The organism is Plesiomonas shigelloides (genome assembly GCF_900087055.1).
Taxonomy (GTDB): Bacteria; Pseudomonadota; Gammaproteobacteria; order Enterobacterales; family CAMTGL01; genus Plesiomonas; species Plesiomonas shigelloides.
The window spans coordinates 907,357-923,479 of record NZ_LT575468.1 but is presented as its reverse complement, the minus strand read 5'-3'; the positions used below and the strand labels follow the sequence as shown (position 1 = coordinate 923,479).

The window sequence follows — 16,123 nt, the reverse complement described above, 5'->3', positions numbered from 1 at the left end:
TTACTCTGTTGCTAATTGCTGAAGTGCCTGCTTAACCGCACCGGCCAGCTCGTCGGGATTAAATTTGGCGATAAAGTTATTCGCGCCCACTTTGCTTACCATCGCTTGGTTAAACACACCGCTAAGCGAAGTGTGCAAAATCACATGCAGACCTTTAAGCTGTTCATTACTGCGGATCTCGGCGGTCAGGGTATAGCCGTCCATCTCCGGCATTTCGATATCGGAAATCACCAGCGCATAGTAATCCGTTACGCGGCCTTCCGATGCCACCTGACGCAGGCGATTCAGCGCTTCGCGGCCATCTTTGGCCATCTCGCATTCCAGCCCCACGGAGGTCAGCGCGCGTTCAATCTGCTTACGTGCCACACTGGAGTCATCGGCAACCAGAATTTTCTTACCGGCATTCACCACTTCTTGCGCCTGCGCCACCGTCTCATCCAGCACGTCTTGGCTGATGTGAGTGCGCACCGGTGAAATCTCATCCAGGATGCGCTCCACATCCAAAATCTCAACCAGCTCTTTATCCACCTCGGTCACCGCAGTCAGGTAGTTAATTTTACCCGCGCCTTTTGGTGGTGGCAGAATGGACTCCCAGTTCATGTTGATAATGCGCTCAACAGACTGTACCAAAAAGCCCTGCACCGAGCGGTTATACTCAGAGATGATGATAAAGCACTTAGACGGATCATCGACCGGCTTACCACCAATCGCCAAGCTCATGTCGATCACCGAAATGGTCTGACCCCGGATATGCGCGATGCCTTTTACGATCGGATTAAGATTCGGTAGCATGGTCAGGCGCGGGCACTGCAGCACTTCGCGTACTTTAAACACGTTAATGCCGTAACGCTGTGACCCGTTGAGTTTAAATGTCAGCAGCTCCAGTCGGTTCTGTCCGACTAATTGTGTGCGCTGATTGACCGAATCCAGAATTCCCGCCATAACGTGCTACTCCCAGGGGTATTTAAAGTGTTTCTTATAACTCGTATACCCCTTAGGATATCAGAGGTATTTTGCATAACAGGAGACGTTTTGTGTTTTTCTCAACGCCAGTGTCCAAGGCGACTCGCCCTATTGGTTTGTTTATCGGCATATTCTGCCTTTTCTTAAACGAAAATGGCATGGCCGCCAATGCTGAACCCGCCTATCAGGAGCCGTCGAGCATTACGCAAGCCGCAGAATCCTTTGTGATCAGCCAGTTACCGTCAGAAAACACGCTCCAGCATCAAGTTCGGGTTACGCCGCTCGATCCGCGTCTCAAATTTGAACGCTGTGCTACCGATTTAGAAACTACCTTACCGGGGCGGCAAACTATTACCTCACGGGCCACCGTATTGGTGCGTTGCCCGACCCAAAACTGGCAAGTGTATGTACCGGTCAAAATTTTGTCGGTCAGCCCAGTCGTGGTGAGCGCCCGCGCGATGCGTAGCGATACGGTGTTGCAGGCCGATGATCTGAACGTGGTGTATAAAGATGTGCGCCAAGCGCAAGCACGGATTTTTGACAATGTTGACGAGCTGGTTGGCGCCAAAACCATCAAACCTCTCAATGCCAATGCCCCTATCAGCACCGCGCAAATTTGTCAGGTGTGCAAAGGCGATCGCGTGGTACTCAAAGCCGGTAAGCCGGGCTTGAGTGTGGTGGCCTCCGGCACCGCGCTCGGCAATGGCACCGTCGGCGACACTATTCAGATCCGCAATAGCCGTTCGCAGCGCGTGATTAATGCGGTCGTCAGCCGTGTTGGTGAAGCGGTTGTCACTTATTAACTGCCGGTAAGCACAGCAAAAAAGGCGAAAATAATTATTCAAGTAATCATTTGCTACGCCGATACGCTATAACAAGAGCGACAGACAGTGAATGACTAAAATTCAATTCGCCGCAGGACTATAAACATGAGCAGCATCGATAAATTAAATTACGCCCTGAAGATGAATTCTGCGCCGGTGGGTAAAAAATCCACCAACGCCAATGCAGCCGTCAATGCCGACGCGACTGCCGCGCCACAGCAGCCGGCCGTTGCCCGTGACGGTGTTACCTTAACCTCACAGGCACAAGAATTGAGCCAGATCCCGAAACAAGTCAGCAGTGACATGAGCTTTGACAGCGCTAAAGTGGCGCGTCTGAAAGCCGCCGTTGAAAGTGGTGAATATCAGGTTAACCCGGAAAAGCTGGCCGCGAATTTGCTTAAGTTAGAGTCAGGCTCTCACTAACGTCAGACCGGCCATCAGAAGACCGGCGCGGCGCTGACCCCGAAACGGAATCATCATGACGCTGAGCATCAACGACTTACTTGAACAGCAGCAGCAAACACTGCTGGCGCTGGATCCTCTGATTGAGCAGGAGCTGCAAGCTCTGATTGCCCACGATGCCGAACAAATTCAGGCATTGAGCGAGCAAAAAAATCAGTTGCTGCAAACCCTGCAACAAGGCGATCAGGCGATTGCGGCGCATCCCGAGCGCAGCCAGTTATTGGCCGATGATCCGCGTTTGGTCGCGATTCGCCAAAGTCTGAGCTCTTGTCAGACCCGCAATGCATTGCTGGGCGAAGTGATGAAAGAAGCGCGGATTAGCCTCAGCCGTTTGGAAAGTCAGCTGATGGCAATTCGCGGTAAAGAGATGATGACCTACGATGCCGAAGGGCGTACCCGTAATACCTCTACGTTGGGGAATAATGTTCGGGTGTAACCCCTCACTAACTTGCGCTTTCCAGCAATAGAGATTGCCACTTAACCGCGCAGACTGCTGCTCAGAGCCGGTTGATGTGAATACTCAAGACACAAAAAAAGACAGATGTCGTCCTGCGCATCTGTCTTTTTTATTGTCTTAATTTGAGTTGAGTTTACGTTTAGTAAGTCGCTCCGCGCGCTGGCACCAAAATCACTGGCTGCGGTGCTGGCGCTGCGGGTTTAGCCGGTGCCGGCAGTGGCGGTAATTGTTTGACCTGACTCATGTCTAAACGCAGCTCAGTCACATAGTTATCGCCAACCGGATAGCTACGTACCACTTCCGCCCCGCGGATCACGCCCGCCGCCTGTGAGCGGATCCCCGCATCACGCAGTGCACCATCGGCGGCGACTTGCGAATCGGTATTGATGCGCAGACCATACACCTGCTCCGCCATATCGCGATACGCATCTAAACGCGAGGCACGCATGGCCTGAATTTGCCGCTCCTGCAAAGTTTTGCCGCTTTGAGTGGCAATGGGGGCATAACCGACCGCGGTCAGTGTCTGCCGGCTACCCGACGAGGCGCAACCCAATAACAGCCCACACAGTCCGATTACGCCTAACCACTTACGCATTGTTTGTCCTCTGCGCCAGCGCAGTCACCGCCGCTGACGTCACTAATAAATCAAATAGGTTCATGATGACGCAGGTTAACCGTTAGCTCGGTTTCCCTACCCTCACGGCGCCACAATACTTGGCGACGTAAAGCGGTTATCACCACGCACGATCATCCCATTACGCATCTGCACCAGATTCGGGTTGCCGATACTGCGCCCCAGTCGATCTGCCGGCAAGAAGCCTTGCGCCGTGGCGATCACCACGCGATCGCTAAAGCGGATAATGCGCGCGTTGATCTGAATACCGGAGCCTTGGCGCAACATGGTACCGGTCAGCACACTGTTCACCTGATAGGCTTTTTGCAGATCGCGCCAGTTACGGCTCAGGGCAAAATCCCCTTGCGGCGTGACTCGGATCTGGCCGGTGGTTTTATAGTCCAGCACTGTCATGCCACGCTGTTGCAGCTGATAGATAAAGGAGTCGGCCATCAGATTGCCCAGCCAGTTGGTTTGATCCATCTGCTGTAAATCGACGAATGAGGCCACTGCAATCGGCCCACTGGCCGCCAGCGTTTTATTGGAGTCCACCAACTGACGCGCCATCGCGTCGACAAAAAAGTCCAGACTGTGGCGTGGCAACACCTGAACCTGATTCTTGTCCATAACATACGGCTGATCTGCCGAGGGTTGATTACCGGCACAGCCGGTCAATAACAGCCCGGAGAGTGCCGCCAGCGGCAGTAATGTCTTCATGTGCTTCACGTTCTGCGTCCCAGTCACATTCTCTGTTATCTTATCGCCCGTTACGGTAAAAACTTGAACCGGATGAAACGGAACATTAATTGCATTACTCATAACATCGCCAACCGGTACAGTTATCACCGGCAGCAGCCACTGCCGCGGGCAATCACGATTCAGGTTCACGTAATGACATTGACACTCCGGCCGCGTGCCACCTGTCTGGCCACCGTGCTTATGCTGGCCAGCAGCTTATATACAAGCAACCTTTATGCCGCTTGGTATCAGACCACCGTCAGTATTCCGACGCAGGCGGGTAGCGAGAGCCAATTGCGCTCGCTCGCGCTCAGTGATGCCAGCGGTCAGCTGCTCGGTTATGCCGGGGTGTCGATGAACTATCAGCAACCGCTGGTCGCATCGCTACTCTCCGGCGATAAAGACGGCCAGACCATTCGTTACGCCGCCGGCAGCCCCGTACATGCAGCAACGGTGGTCAGTAGCGCTACCCAGAATGGCCGCTTTACCCTAACGTTACGTGCCGATATCATCCCTGATCGCAGCCTGTGCCGCCGACAAGGTTATCGCAAGCCGCTGGCGGTCTACCGCTTTGCGCTCAATGACTTGACGCAAGCCTCACTGGGCGCGATTTTCAATATCGATTCGGATTACCCACGGGTGTTAGAGCGTCAACTGCGCCAAGACCTGCAAGGTCTGCAAGTACGCAGCTATCAGAACGAGCACTTACCTGCGGATGCTTCAGCCAACTGGCTGGCCGCCGCCGGTGAGCAGCAGCAAGCGCAATATCTGCTGACCGGACAACTGATTGATTTAAGCCCTGCCCCTGTCACCGGTCTGAACTCGTTTTTCCGCGTCAGCCCGATGAAGCGCCACTTTGCAGTTAATATCAGCGTCTTTGATAGCTACAGCGGTGAGCAAGTTTTCGAGCGCCTGTATCGCACGGAAGCCGAATGGCCGTTTGAGCGCACCGAGCGTGTAGATACCAGCAGCGCCAACTTCTGGCAATCCGCCTACGGTTACGCGATTCGTCTGCAAACCGATCAGATAGCCCAAGATCTGGATACCGCCTTAGGCTGCTCGGCTACCCAAGCGCGTATCACTGAAATCAACGGCAACCGTCTGAAAATCAACATCGGGAGCCGCAACGGGGTACGTAAAGGCGATCGGGTTAAGCTGTTGCATACCACCGAGTTTGTCGATCAAAGTGGGAATGTCGCCGAGATGTTCACGCCGAGCGGTATGTCGCTGACGGTGTCGCAAGTCTACGCCACCTACGCGATCATCAATATCGGCAGCCTAAATACCGCTTCGACGATTCAGGTCGGCGATCTAGTGACTAAATCCTGAGCAGTCAGCCGGGATTACCGCGACAGAACTTAAAAACGCCGGATTTATCAGTATAATGACAGGCCGGCGTGCTCCCGTAGCTCAGATGGATAGAGCGTCCCCCTCCTAAGGGGAAGGCCACTGGTTCGAATCCAGTCGGGAGCACCATTAAAATCAATGATTTATAACACCCTCTCATCGTGCTAAAAGCCTATTTTTAGCTTAGGGCCCAACAGCTGACACGCTATAGACCACATATCAACATTTTACTCAAAGTTTAATGCGACTCTCTTTTCGCTTACGTATGCCTTTAGCGAAAGGTGTTCATTGACCGCGCCGTTATCGCTACTCAAAGATTCACTTTTCCTCAAGAAGTACGGATACCTCTGAGGGGATAATAAAGCACAGCTACATCCGTACCCCTCCCTGTACCCCTCTAATGCAGCGTATTGCAATCCATGAGTTTTTTTTACGCAGGCCATCAATGCTTTGAAAAAGCTCGCAAAGCGCAACAATCCATAAAAATTTCTTATACCTGCCAATCAAAAAAGCCATTTCTCACGGCGTAAAAGCGCAACTATAGTGTTTTCCTTGCCGCAAGACATTTTAATTTTCTATACCAGTAGATCTGTTTTCATTGCGGTCTCTTGCTCAACTCGCATAACAAGGAGTCAACTTGCGTCCTATTTCTGTCATCGGCCTCGGCGCCATGGGCTCTGCTCTTGCCTCCACCTTGCTCAAGGCAGGCCATCCGGTCACCGTCTGGAATCGCAGTGCAGCCAAGGCAACACCATTAATCGCGCTAGGAGCGACACTCGCGCCCTCAGTGAGTGAAGCTATCGCAGCGGGCGATATCACCCTAATCTGCATCGATAACTACGCCGTCAGCCAGCAGTTGCTGGACGAAGCGAGTAATACGGTGACAGGCAAAGTCGTGGTGCAGCTATCAACAGGCAGTCCGCAGGGAGCCAGAATGCTAGAGGGCTGGTGCCATGCCCGCGGATCCTGCTATCTGGATGGCGCTATCCTCTGCTTCCCCGATCAGATTGGCACTACTGATGCCAGTATCATCTGCTCAGGAGCCAACGCCGCCTTTAGCAAGACCGAGCCAGTACTGCGCCAGCTAGCCCCCACGCTTGAGCATGTCGCGGAAGCCGTGGGCGCTGCCGCCGCGCAGGATTGTGCGGTTGCGGCCTACTTTGCTGGTGGCCTACTCGGCGCGCTACACGGAGCACTCATCTGTGAAGCCGAGGGGCTCCCTGTCGCCAAGGTATGCGCTCAGTTCAGCGAGTTGTCGCCGATTTTAGGAGGCGATGTGGCTCACCTTGGCAAAACACTGGCCAGCGGCGACTTCGATCACCCCTACGCCAGCCTGAAAACGTGGAGTGCCGCCATTAGCCGCCTGACCGGTCACGCCACCGACGCGGGGATCGACAACCGTTTCCCACGTTTTGCCGCCGATTTGTTTGAAGAAGGGGTAGCGCAAGGATTGGGTCAGCAGGAGGTATCGGCGCTGATCAAGGTACTGCGGGCTCGCAATGGAGCAGCACTATGAACGATAAACAAATTGCTCTCGTCACCGGCGCCGCTGGCGGGATTGGCCGCGAGCTCTGCCTTGGCTTGGCTAACGCGGGCTATCGGGTAATAGCTACCGATCTAACCGTTTACTCTTTCGACCACCCCGAGATCCATTTTCACCCTCTCGATTTACGTGACGAACAGGCCATTGCACAGCTCTTTGCTGAAGTGCGCGCACAACACGGTGGTATTCATCTGCTGATCAACAACGGCGCCATCAGCAAGTTCCACACCCGTTTCGAAGAGCTTGGCACTGAGCAGTTCGATCTCATGATGGCCGTCAATGTGCGCGGCGCTATGCTGTGCGCCCGCGCTTTCGTTCAGGCCAACAGTGGTCTGCCCTATGGCCGTATCATCAATATTGCCTCCACCCGCTGGCAGCAGAACGAACCCGGCTGGGATGCCTACGGCGCGTCGAAGGGCGCGTTGGTTGCCCTCACTCAGTCCCTTGCCAACTCATTGGCCGAGTATCCGATCACCGTCAATGCCATCAGTCCTGGCTGGATCCAGACGGAGGATTACCACACCCTGACTGAAGCCGATCACCGCCAGCATCCAAGTGGCCGCGTCGGTCGCCCCGATGACATCACGCGTGCTTGCCTCTTTTTAGCCGACTCGCGGAATGACTTTATCAATGGTGCCAATCTGGTTGTCGATGGAGGGATGAGCAAGAAGATGATCTATCACACATCCGCGACATTCTGGGAAAACTAACTTGGAAAACTAAGCCAAGCAGGCGCGGTCAACAATGTGGCGCAGCATTCCGCACCATCCCAATGACGGTCTGGGATCCTTGTCTCACCACTACGAGCAAAAGCTGTGCTTTGTTGCTACAATGGCTGGCTTCGGGGTTCGCTTGATGCAGCGTCAGTCGAATGAATTGGCCGGTAAAATTACGCTCACACTGAGAAGCACACCCGTACACAACACCCTTTACAGTAGCCCTGCTCAAGCGGGGTTAATCACCACAGGATACTTTCCTTGAGTAATTCAGATACCCAGCCTGCACACGCGTTTTCGACTCTTAAGCTGAAACCCGAACTGCTTGATAACCTTTCCTCCATGGGCTACCACGCGATGACGCCCATTCAGGCCCAGAGTTTACCTGCCATTTTAGCGGGTGAGGATGTGATTGGTCAGGGCAAGACCGGCTCGGGTAAAACGGCGGCCTTCGGCCTTGGGTTACTCAACAAGTTAGATGTGAAGCGCTTTCGGATTCAAACCTTGGTGCTGTGCCCGACTCGGGAGCTGGCCGATCAGGTCGCGCAGGAGATCCGCACCCTCGCCCGCGGGATCCACAACGTAAAAGTGCTCACCCTATGCGGCGGTGTGCCGATGGGACCACAGATAGGCTCACTTGAGCACGGCGCGCACATTATCGTGGGTACGCCTGGCCGGATTGTGGATCACCTAGAGCGTAACCGCTTAGATTTGAGCAACCTCACGATGTTGGTGCTCGATGAAGCTGACTGCATGCTGGAGATGGGCTTTCAGCCGCAGCTGGAAGCGATTATTGCCAGCGCCCCTCGCCAGCGCCAGACGCTGCTGTTCAGTGCAACCTTCCCTGAGAAAATTCAGACCATTACCCAGAAGGTAATGCATAACCCTGTGATGGTGAAAGTCGCAGTAACCCACGAAAAGAGCACTATCGCCCAGCACTTCTTCCATTTGGAAGAGGACCGCGCGCGGATGCAGGCACTGCGTTTATTGCTGCTCGAACACAAACCTGAAAGCGCTGTGGTGTTCTGTAACACCAAGCGCGAAACCCAGAACGTAGCCGATGAGCTCGCCGCTTCTGGCTTTAGCGTGCTGGCACTGCACGGTGATTTGGAGCAGCGCGATCGCGACGAAACCCTGCTGCAATTTGCCAACAAGAGTGCTCGCGTGCTGGTGGCGACCGACGTAGCGGCCCGTGGACTGGATATCGATGCCCTCGATGCTGTGTTTAACTACCATATGGCTCACGATACCGAAGTGCACATTCACCGCATTGGCCGTACTGGCCGCGCAGGTAGCAAGGGCGCAGCCTTTACCTTCTTTAGCCACGAAGATGGCTACAAGATGGCGCTGCTGGAAGATTATCTGGAGCACGAAATTCACGACGAGCCGCTGCCATCAGCCAGCCTGCTGGGGCAAACGCCGACAGCGCCAGCCATGATCACCTTGCTCATCGATGGCGGTAAAAAGGATAAACTGCGCCCCGGCGATATCCTCGGTGCATTAACCGGCCAAAACGGCATCGACGCTGCCGCGGTGGGCAAGATTTTAGTCACCGATTACCGCGCCTATGTCGCGGTTAGCCGCAGTGTGGCAAAACAGGCTCTGAGCAAAATCACCAGTGGCCGTATTAAAGGTAAGTCATACCGCGCTCGTCTGATGAAGTAGGTTACTGCGCACCTCTCTACACAGAGCGCGTTGCTTACAACCCTGCTCTCGGCACCCGAATGGATGCCGAGAGCAATGTCTTATCGTAGGCGTAGTGTCATCGGCTTAACCGCCGCCACTACATCCCTCTGAAACTCGCTACAGCACGCACATCCCCACTGCCCACGCAAAAACTAAAACCGCCCCTGTACCTAAAATACTCCACGCAGTTATACTGTATATATTTACAGTTATTGGTGTGCCGCTATGTTTGCTATTCCTCAATCAACGCCCGATGAGCTCGCGCTTCCACTGTTCTTATCGCCAGCTGCATGTGGTTTTCCTAGCCCCGCGCAAGACTATGTCGAACAGACTATCGATCTTAACCAGCTCTGCATTGAACACCCTGCGGCAACGTTCTATGTGCGAGCCAGTGGCGATAGCATGCTGCAAGCGGGGATCCACTCCGGTGATTTGCTGGTGGTTGACCGTGCCGTTACCGCGACACAAGGTGCCATCGTTCTGGCCTGCCTTGATGGCGAGTTCACCGTTAAATATCTACAGACCCACCCTCACCCTGCGTTAGTGCCTGCCAATCCTGACTTTCCAGTTATCTATCTCAACCAAGGGCAAGAGTTAGAGGTGTTTGGTGTCGTGACCTACGTTTTGCATAAAACCAAGCTGGGGTAAGCAATGAGCCGAGCCGTCGCCCTTGTGGATGTGAACAACTTTTATGCCTCGTGCGAACGCTTGTTCCGACCGGATTTAAAAGGTCGTCCTATTGTGGTGCTGTCCAACAATGATGGTTGCGTGGTGGCGCGTAGCCCTGAGGCCAAAGCATTGGGCGTGCGTATGGCGGAGCCATTTTTCAAGATACGAAAAGCCTACGAAGCACAAGGCGGGGTCTGGTTTAGCTCCAATTATGCCTTGTATGCCGATATGTCGCAGCGGGTGATGAGTACACTGGAAAGCATGGTGCCGTCTATCGAGATCTACAGCATTGACGAGGCCTTCATTGAACTCAGTGAAACGTGGGCTGGCGATCTCAGTGAATACGCCAAGCAGATGAAAAACCGTGTCTCTCAGTGGACCGGGCTGCAAGTCGGTGTCGGTATTGGCCCCACCAAAACCTTAGCCAAGCTGGCTAACTATGCCGCCAAGCGTTGGCCTGCAACCGGTGGGGTTGTTGACCTGCGCGATCCGGTGCGCCGTCAAAAACTGCTCGCCATCACTCCGGTGGAAGAGATCTGGGGCATTGGTCGGCAATTGCGAACCAGCCTTAACGCGAAAGGCATTCACACGGCGGCAGATTTGCTGCGCATAGACAGTAAATCATTACGCCAAGCGTACAGCGTAACCCTTGAGCGAACGCTGTTAGAGCTGCAAGGCTGCCCGTGTACTGAGCTGGATGTAACTCCAGCAGCCAAACAACACATTGTGTGCTCACGCTCCTTTGGCGAACACATCACCGAGCGAGCCATCATGCATCAGGCGCTCGCGGCTTATATGGAGCGTGCTGCAGAAAAGCTGCGTCAAGAAGGTATGTGCTGTCGTCATGTCACCCTTTTTATCCGCACTAGCCCGTTTAGTGGTAAAGAGCCTTACTACGGCAATAAAGTCAGCACCCAGCTGTCTGCCGCCACGGCAGATACACGTCAGCTGCTAGCGCTGATCCCACCCCTACTTGAACGTATGTGGCGAGAGGGCTATCGCTATTTAAAAGGCGGCGTCATGCTGGCGGATTTCACGCCCCTCAACTGCCAGCAAGGCGATCTGTTTACCAGTCCACAATACCACCAGCGCAGCGAAGCATTAATGCAGGTCATCGACCGTATTAACCACAGCCATCGAGGAAAGATTCATTTTGCTTCGAGAGGCACCGATACCTCTGAATGGATGATGAAGCGCGAACATCTGAGTCCGCGCTATACCACGTCGCTAGCGGATATTTTGGTGGTGAGGTAACAGTAAAAGACTATTTCACTTTAAAACTCTAAACTGCTCATTGGATTCATGACCACTGTTGTCATGTCATTAAAATGTCATCCTTCTTCACTAGGTTTATTGGCTCTAACCTCTTTTAATGACGAGCTAATGCCATGAAATTAAAGCCGCTTTTTCTTTTTTTTGCCTCAGCACTCCCTCTACTGTCTCAGGCTGCAGACCTTAGCGTAGAACGTTATACCGTCTCTTTCCCCGCAGGGGATCGCGTCAGCTATAACGGAGCATTCGCAAAGAACTTCCCGCAAGGCTTACCCGTTGGCATTGGCTCAGGACTTGTATTTAACGGCGTTGAAAACGGTGATCTGCTATTCACCACCGTCACCGATCGCGGCCCGAATGCCGATGCGCCTTCGGTGGGCAAACAAGAGGCGAAGATTTTCGCTAATCCTGCGTTTGTCCCGCTCTTGATGGATATCCGCATCAGTAAAAATCAGGCCATCGCAACCGATGCTCGCCCTTTGCATGATAAAGATGGCCCTGTGAGTGGATTACCTTTGCCAAGCTCACTGATTGGCTCGACTAACGAAGCGGCCTTAAGCGATACCTTACAACCGGTATCCAGTGACCCACGAGGCTTAGATACCGAAGGGATCACGCCAGATGGTAAAGGTGGATTTTGGCTCAGTGATGAATATGGGCCATTTTTGATTCACGTCGATAAGCAGGGAAAAATTCTGGAAAAATATGCCCCAACGCCGGCTGCCGGCGAACAAGGGGTGGCCACGGGTTTACCTAACATCCTCAAATGGCGTCAGCCGAACCGTGGCTTTGAAGGGGTGACGCGCCTTCCTAATGGCCAGCTATTAGTGGCCGTACAAAGTACGCTGGATATCGAAGGAAAAAGTAAAAATACTGCTCAATTTACGCGCCTCATGAGCTTTGACCCAACAACGGGTAAGACAGCCATGTACGGCTATCCGATTGATGTCGATAGCTATAAAAAAGCCAAAGATGCCAAAATTGGTGACATTGTGGCGCTAGATAACCAGCATATTTTGCTAGTGGAACAAGGTAGTGATAAAGACAAGCAGATGATCAACAAGATCTATCTTGTCGACCTCACTGACGCCAGCGATCTTGCGGCCTTTGATAGCAGTGGCACCGCCCCTGAGTTTGATGATGCAAAAACATTGGCCAAACGTGGGATAAAACTGGCGCAAAAACGCGAAATTGCCGACCTGCGTAAACTCGGCTGGCAACATGAAAAAGTCGAAGGCCTCGCGCTCATTGATAATCATCGTATCGCCATACTGAATGATAATGATTTTGGCCTACAGCCTAAATTGATGAATGCCGAAGCAAACACCAAGAAAATCACCGACTATCAGGTCAATGAGCAAGGCAAACTCAACGTAGATGGAAAGCCCGTCGCCACCACGTTGGAACTCCCCCCACTGGAGCAACCAGAATCGTTGAGTGAGCTGTGGGTGATCACCTTGCCCGAAGCATTACGTTAATCGCTCTCGCCGACATCGCGCATGTGGAATACGGCGACATTCAGCTAAACATAAAGGCGCTTGGTGTTCCCAAGCGCCTTTATGCATAAATTCACTGGCATACCTCGGCAATCCGCTCATGAGGCTTTCTGTCTATAGGTCACATTGCTGCAGAATGTATTTTCCCTGAATTGGAACATCAGTCATCTTCTGGCTATCCCCACAGGCAAACCCATTGAGGTACATTTTTTCCGCCGATACAATGTCCTTATTAAATAAGAGGTTGTCATGTCTGTTAATTACTATAACCAAAATGCCCAAGCATTCTTTGCTGCCACTAAAGATGTTGATGTCTCTTCACTGATGGCGCGCTTTACGCCAGACCTTCCCCCACAAGCCCATATTTTAGATGCAGGTTGTGGCTCAGGACGTGATAGCAAGGCTTTTCTTGCCATGGGCTTTGCGGTGACCTCTTTTGACGCCAGTCATGAACTGGCTGCGGTTGCGGCCAACTACATCGGCCAACCTGTTCAGGTATGTACTTTCAGTGAGTTTACTCACACACAGCCTTTTGATGGGATCTGGGCGTGTGCCTCATTACTGCACGTGCCAGCCAGCCAACTACCACACACCTTTGCGCATTTAGCTTCCCTGCTAAAACCGCAAGGCCTGTTTTATTGTTCGTTCAAATATGGAGCGCACGATGAGGTGCGTGATGGGCGCGCGTTTACGCATTGCGATGAGGAACGGCTACAGCGCTTTATTGCGCATTCCGGATTAGTGCTACGCGAAACATGGAAGACCACCGATTTACGTCCTAGTCGTGAAAATGAATATTGGCTCAATGCCCTCTTAATTAAAGAATAAAAATAATGACCAATTTGGATTTGGCCGCACCATCACTCACACAGTCAGAGCATAAACTGATCACGGGTGGAGGCTCCGACCCCCTACTCCCGCAGTTGATACAAGCCATCAATCATGCCACTCAGATTGATATTGCGGTTTCGTTTATCCAGCCTTCTGGGCTTGAGTTACTCTTTACCCCACTACTCGATGCCCTAGAGCGTGATGTCACCATTAATATTCTGACGTCTGATTATCTGGCTATTACGAGCCCCTTTGCACTGCGCCGGCTGATGCAATTGCAAGAGCGCGGCGCTCAATGCCGGATTTTTGAATGCCAAGACGGCAACAGCTTCCACATGAAATCCTATATTTTTGTGCGGATGCATCATGGGGAAATGGCGGAAGGCTGCGCATTTATTGGCTCCAATAACATCAGTCGATCCGCCTTGCTTGATGGCCATGAATGGACATTACGCCACGACTACATGCCTCCAGCAAACTCACCGGCAGCGCAAGACTTCACCCATATTCAAGCCCAGTTTTTAGCCATTTTTCAGCATCCGTATACTCAATCACTCAGCCATACATGGATTGACGGCTACCAGATCCGACATGAGCAGACGAAAATTCACACCCCGCTGCTAAAAGCTATCTGGAAAGATGATGACATCAGTGACACCCCAACCCCGAACAGCATCCAAGAACTGGCATTAACCGCACTTGCCAATACCCGAAAAGCAGGCTTTAAACGTGGGTTAGTGGTACTGGCCACCGGTATGGGCAAAACATGGCTCGCCGCCTTCGATGCCCGCCAGATGCACGCCAAGCGCGTTTTGTTCGTTGCGCACCGCGAAGAGATTTTGCTACAAGCGGAAGAAACCTTTTTACGCCTAAACCCACATGCCCATACGGGGTTGTATAACGGTAATCAGAAAAATGGGGATGCGGATTATCTTTTTGCTTCGGTAAGCACCCTAGGTCAAGATGCCCACCTGCAACGCTTTGCGCCTGATCACTTCGATTACATCGTTGTGGATGAGTTTCATCACGCCAGTGCACAAACCTACCAAGCATTGCTGGCCTATTTTACCCCGACATTTTTATTGGGGTTAACGGCGACGCCTGAGCGAACTGATCGCGCCGATATTTTATCGCTGTGCGATAACAATCTGGTATACAGCCGCGATCTGCAATTCGGCATTAATGCCGGTATTCTGGTGCCCTTTACCTATTATGGGATCAGAGATGAGAGCGTGGATTATCAAGAGATCCCATGGCGCAACGGCAAATTTGATCCGGTTAAGTTAGAAAACCAGTTTGCAACCGAACGCCGCGCGAAACACATCTTCAACCACTGGCATGCCAAAAAACAGCAACGCACACTCGCCTTTTGCGTGTCAAAATCGCATGCCAACTATATGGATGCGTATTTTAAGCGTCATGGCATTCGTTCGTGCGCCGTATACAGTGATTCTACAATGCGGCGTAATGAAGCATTACGGCAGCTTAATAACGGTGAACTGGACATTATCTTTTCGGTCGATCTTTTTAATGAGGGCACCGATCTACCTGCTATAGATACGGTACTCATGATCCGCCCGACGGAGTCCAAGATCTTATTCTTACAGCAATTAGGTCGGGGGCTGCGTCTATCGCCAGCATCCAATAAAACCCAGCTCGTCGTGATTGATTTTGTCGGTAACCACACTGCGTTCTTGAATCGGCCTGCGGCATTACTGGGTACTCGTAATTTCCAGCAACTGAAAAAAGCACTGCGAGAGCCGACACTCACGCCGGGTTGCTTTGTCAATTTTGACCCAGTTGTAATTAAGTTGTGGTTAGCCTTGATAGAAGCAAAGGGATTTACCGCGAGCGAACATTACGCAGAGCTTACCGAACAATTAGGTCATCGCCCGACCGCCACGGAGTTTTACCAAAGCGAGTACCCCTTCAGTAAAATACGCCAACAATATCGCAGTTGGTTCGATCTCGTCGCACAACAAGAAAACAGCGATGATGAACTGCATCAAATACTGGCGCAGCATCATGCCCTCTTACTCAAAGGTATCGAAATGACCGCCATGAGTAAGTGCTTTAAAGCTGTCTTGCTGCAAGCTTTGCTGGAGCTCGACGGCTTCAACACCCCACCAACATTGAGTGCATTGGCGATTCGAAGTCACCGCGTATTATCTCGTCACCCCGATCTGAAAGCCACTGAGTTACCAGAGAAAATGCGCTCAGTAGAGGCAAAAGACAGTGCATGGCTTACTTATTGGAAAGGAAATCCGATTAAAGCGTTTACACATGCCAATGCCTCCGGTGAGCAGTGGTTTACTGTTCAAGATGATCGCTTTGTACCGACCTTCTCCGTTAAACCGCAGCATATCGAACGCTTTCACCAACTGGTGCAAGAGCTGGTGGATTTACGATTGGCGCAGTATGTGGAAAGGCGAGTGGAGCAATAACCGCGTTTAAACAAGAATGGAGAACCTAGGTCCATCAGAGTGATGTTATTTTTGAACTGACA

General features: G+C 52.3%; 15 protein-coding genes and 1 tRNA gene. 13 read left to right on the top strand and 3 right to left on the bottom strand.

Going from position 1 to position 16,123, the window contains the following annotated elements:
- Window positions 1-942, bottom strand: coding sequence for a chemotaxis protein CheV (locus tag NCTC9997_RS04065; RefSeq protein WP_010862229.1), 942 nt, complete (start codon window positions 940-942; stop codon window positions 1-3).
- Between the two features lie 92 nt (window positions 943-1,034).
- Between NCTC9997_RS04065 and flgA the strand changes: the two genes are divergently transcribed.
- The 3 genes from flgA to flgN all read left to right on the top strand — a co-directional run bounded on the left by flgA (window position 1,035) and on the right by flgN (window position 2,685).
- Window positions 1,035-1,766 (top strand): flagellar basal body P-ring formation chaperone FlgA, encoded by a 732-nt coding sequence (flgA, locus tag NCTC9997_RS04060; RefSeq protein WP_133240562.1) that lies wholly within the window; start codon window positions 1,035-1,037, stop codon window positions 1,764-1,766.
- 126 nt (window positions 1,767-1,892) lie between these two features.
- Window positions 1,893-2,210 (top strand): flagellar biosynthesis anti-sigma factor FlgM, encoded by a 318-nt coding sequence (gene flgM, locus NCTC9997_RS04055; protein WP_010862231.1) that lies wholly within the window; start codon window positions 1,893-1,895, stop codon window positions 2,208-2,210.
- A 55-nt stretch (window positions 2,211-2,265) separates the two neighbouring features.
- Window positions 2,266-2,685: a flagellar export chaperone FlgN gene (gene flgN / locus NCTC9997_RS04050; RefSeq protein WP_010862232.1), complete on the top strand. Its 420-nt coding sequence runs from the start codon at window positions 2,266-2,268 to the stop codon at window positions 2,683-2,685.
- Window positions 2,686-2,845: 160 nt separating this feature from the next.
- Here the strand turns inward: flgN and NCTC9997_RS04045 are convergent, their stop codons facing one another.
- On the bottom strand, window positions 2,846-3,301 hold the full coding sequence (locus tag NCTC9997_RS04045; protein WP_010862233.1) for an LPP20 family lipoprotein: 456 nt from the start codon (window positions 3,299-3,301) through the stop codon (window positions 2,846-2,848).
- 102 nt (window positions 3,302-3,403) lie between these two features.
- A complete protein-coding gene (locus NCTC9997_RS04040; RefSeq protein ID WP_039045479.1) occupies window positions 3,404-4,036 on the bottom strand; it encodes a FlgO family outer membrane protein in 633 nt (210 codons plus the stop codon).
- Window positions 4,037-4,210: 174 nt separating this feature from the next.
- On the opposite strand from NCTC9997_RS04040, the gene NCTC9997_RS04035 reads away from it, so the two are divergent.
- The 10 genes from NCTC9997_RS04035 (at window position 4,211) to NCTC9997_RS03990 (ending at window position 16,061) form a co-directional block, all read left to right on the top strand.
- Window positions 4,211-5,386: a flagella assembly protein FlgT middle domain-containing protein gene (locus NCTC9997_RS04035; RefSeq protein ID WP_064977383.1), complete on the top strand. Its 1,176-nt coding sequence runs from the start codon at window positions 4,211-4,213 to the stop codon at window positions 5,384-5,386.
- A gap of 70 nt (window positions 5,387-5,456) precedes the next feature.
- Window positions 5,457-5,533 (top strand) — tRNA-Arg (locus NCTC9997_RS04030).
- 508 nt (window positions 5,534-6,041) lie between these two features.
- The gene (locus tag NCTC9997_RS04025) at window positions 6,042-6,920 is read left to right on the top strand and encodes an NAD(P)-dependent oxidoreductase (protein ID WP_064977382.1); all 879 of its coding nucleotides are present in this window, start codon (window positions 6,042-6,044) and stop codon (window positions 6,918-6,920) included.
- A complete protein-coding gene (locus tag NCTC9997_RS04020; RefSeq protein WP_064977381.1) occupies window positions 6,917-7,657 on the top strand; it encodes an SDR family NAD(P)-dependent oxidoreductase in 741 nt (246 codons plus the stop codon). The genes NCTC9997_RS04025 and NCTC9997_RS04020 overlap by 4 nt, the downstream gene beginning before the upstream one ends.
- A 348-nt stretch (window positions 7,658-8,005) precedes the next feature.
- Window positions 8,006-9,328, top strand: coding sequence for an ATP-dependent RNA helicase DbpA (gene dbpA / locus NCTC9997_RS04015; protein ID WP_230405860.1), 1,323 nt, complete (start codon window positions 8,006-8,008; stop codon window positions 9,326-9,328).
- Window positions 9,329-9,574: 246 nt separating this feature from the next.
- A complete protein-coding gene (gene umuD, locus NCTC9997_RS04010) occupies window positions 9,575-9,997 on the top strand; it encodes a translesion error-prone DNA polymerase V autoproteolytic subunit (protein ID WP_064977379.1) in 423 nt (140 codons plus the stop codon).
- A 3-nt stretch (window positions 9,998-10,000) separates the two neighbouring features.
- A complete protein-coding gene (umuC, locus tag NCTC9997_RS04005) occupies window positions 10,001-11,272 on the top strand; it encodes a translesion error-prone DNA polymerase V subunit UmuC (protein WP_064977378.1) in 1,272 nt (423 codons plus the stop codon).
- A gap of 134 nt (window positions 11,273-11,406) precedes the next feature.
- On the top strand, window positions 11,407-12,768 hold the full coding sequence (locus NCTC9997_RS04000; protein WP_064977377.1) for an esterase-like activity of phytase family protein: 1,362 nt from the start codon (window positions 11,407-11,409) through the stop codon (window positions 12,766-12,768).
- 267 nt (window positions 12,769-13,035) lie between these two features.
- Window positions 13,036-13,614 carry a class I SAM-dependent methyltransferase gene (locus NCTC9997_RS03995; protein WP_064977376.1) on the top strand — a complete coding sequence of 193 codons (579 nt, stop codon included), beginning with the start codon at window positions 13,036-13,038 and terminating at the stop codon, window positions 13,612-13,614.
- A gap of 5 nt (window positions 13,615-13,619) precedes the next feature.
- The gene (locus tag NCTC9997_RS03990; RefSeq protein WP_064977375.1) at window positions 13,620-16,061 is read left to right on the top strand and encodes a DEAD/DEAH box helicase family protein; all 2,442 of its coding nucleotides are present in this window, start codon (window positions 13,620-13,622) and stop codon (window positions 16,059-16,061) included.
- The last annotated feature ends 62 nt before the right edge of the window (window positions 16,062-16,123 follow it).